This window comes from Parvibaculum sp. (assembly GCF_049672805.1).
GTDB lineage: Bacteria > Pseudomonadota > Alphaproteobacteria > Parvibaculales > Parvibaculaceae > Parvibaculum.
In genome coordinates this window covers 1-2,265 of sequence record NZ_JBATWS010000401.1, presented here as the reverse complement: position 1 = coordinate 2,265, position 2,265 = coordinate 1, and the positions used below count along the sequence as shown (strand labels likewise).

Here is a 2,265-nt window from a genome sequence, read left to right as displayed (position 1 = left end):
ATGCAGAGCTCCGCAACGCCCGTCACGACAAGAAACACGATACCGAGCGAGGCAAGCCAGGCCACGGGCTGCCAGTCACGCATCTGGTCAATCTCGCTTGCCGTGCGCGCCGTCTCCTGTGTCGCCTCGGTCGAGATACCAAGACCCGCCAGCGCATTGCCAAGCGATGAGCCGACACTGCCATCGCTCGTCGCGGCAAGGCCGTTCGGCAGCGACATCAGCGCGAGCAGAAGGCCAACACCAAGCAGCATGGTGAGCGCGAGAACAAATACGATGCGGACAAAGAGCGCCTTCCCCATGGGCCCAAGCTGCTCATAGAGAATATGCGCGGCAACCGTCGCAAACAGAACCTGCATCGACTTGAACGCGACGGACGAACCAAGCGCACCGGGAAGTTCAAGGAACTCATTGGCGAGCGCGCGCGTCCAGAATTCGCTGACGATCATGTAGTCGACGACAAGCGCGCCGAGGGCGATCAGGCCCACAGCGGCGAACGCCATGAAATAGAAACCTGCAAACCGCGCCTGCCGCTCGCTCGCAACATAGTTGCGGTTGATCTGCGCGCGCATGTCGTCGGGGATCAGGGAGGCGGTGCGGCTCATGACGCCACCTTCCTGCGGAAGATACCCTTGCGCTTCGGCGCATCTTCGGCGGCGCCTTCAAGCGGCGTTGCGAGCCTTCTCGCAAGCTCGACAATCTCGCGCTCCAGCGTTTCCTGCCGCGCGCGCTTTTTCGCAAGCTCGGCTGCATAGGCCGCATCAAGCTCGGAAAGCCGCGAAAAGACGTGAAGTTCGGGAAGCGGCTCCGCATTGCGGCCATAGGCGAACGCCGTGTGGCTCTTGTCCGACTGGGCAGCCTTCTCGCCTTGCCCGCCAGCGGCATCAAACCCGTTGCTCATCCGTCAGCCCCTCCTGATCACCGGAACAGATGTCTTTGACTGTGCCATTGAAGGACGCCAATACGGCAGAAACATTATGGGAATATGGCGAGAATGTGATGCCTGTTTCACACAGCTTTCACGCCGCCTCATCCGTATTGTAGTCCACGAGGCGGACCAGCTCGATCATGATGTCATTGATCTGGAAATCCTTGGGCGTATAGATCGCGGCAACGCCGGCGGTGCGGAGCTTTTCCTCGTCGTCCGACGGAATGATGCCGCCGACCACGACCGGAATATGCGCAAGCCCCGCCTCGCGCATCCGCGCCATCACTTCCTCAACCAGCGAGACATGGCTGCCGGAGAGGATCGACAGGCCGACAACATGCACGTCGCCGTCCCGCGCTGCCGTCACGATCTGTTCCGGCGTCAACCGGATGCCTTCATAGACCACATCCATGCCGCTATCACGCGCGCGAACCGCAATCTGCTCGGCACCATTGGAGTGGCCATCAAGGCCCGGCTTGCCCACAAGGAATTTGAGACGGCGGCCAAGCTTCGCCGAAACGGCATTCACCATCTCGCGCACGCGGTCGAGATCGCCCGGCGCATTGCGCGCGGCATGGGACACGCCGGTCGGTGCGCGATACTCGCCATAGATGTTGCGCAGCGCCGCACCCCATTCGCCCGTGGTGACGCCCGCTTTCGCACAGGCAATCGACGGCTCCATGATGTTGCGGCCTTCCTTCGCGGCAGCCCGCAGATCGGCAAGGGCTGCTTCCACCGCCTTATTATCGCGCGTCTCGCGCCACTTCTTCAGCGCCGCAATCTGCTCCGCCTCGACACCCTGATCGACGACATGGATGGAGCCGGCCCCCGTCGAGAGCGGTGAGGGTGCGGATTCCTCATATTTGTTCACGCCGACAACGATCTGCCGTCCGGCTTCGATTTCTTCAAGCCGCTTCGAATTTGCTTCGACGAGCCGCTCCTTCATATAGGCGCTCTCGACAGCGGCCACTGCGCCGCCCATTTCCTCAATGCGCTGAAGCTCCTCACGCGCTTCCGCCTTCAGCGCCTCCACTTTCGCATCCATCACCTTCGAGCCGTCGAAGATGTCCTCATATTCGAGAAGGTCGCTTTCATAGGCGAGGATCTGCTGCGCGCGGAGCGACCATTGCTGATCCCAGGGGCGTGGCAGGCCAAGCGCCTCGTTCCATGCAGGCAATTGCACGGCCCGCGCGCGCGCGCCCTTCGACAGGGTGACGGCCAGCATCTCAAGCAGAATGCGATAGACGTTGTTTTCCGGCTGCTGCTCGGTCAGGCCGAGCGAGTTCACCTGCACGCCATAGCGGAACCGGCGAAGCTTCGCGTCTTCCACACCATAGCGG

General features: G+C 61.9%; 3 protein-coding genes. All 3 read right to left on the bottom strand.

Annotated features, from left to right (window positions below):
• Window positions 1-602 (bottom strand): hypothetical protein (locus WBF74_RS12530; RefSeq protein ID WP_424440411.1); only part of this gene is annotated, 602 nt, incomplete at its 3' end.
• On the bottom strand, window positions 599-898 hold the full coding sequence (locus tag WBF74_RS12525; protein WP_424440408.1) for a hypothetical protein: 300 nt from the start codon (window positions 896-898) through the stop codon (window positions 599-601). The genes WBF74_RS12525 and WBF74_RS12530, both read right to left, overlap by 4 nt.
• 118 nt (window positions 899-1,016) lie before the next feature.
• Window positions 1,017-2,265: methylmalonyl-CoA mutase family protein (locus WBF74_RS12520; RefSeq protein WP_424440405.1), on the bottom strand; the 1,249-nt coding region annotated here is incomplete at its 5' end.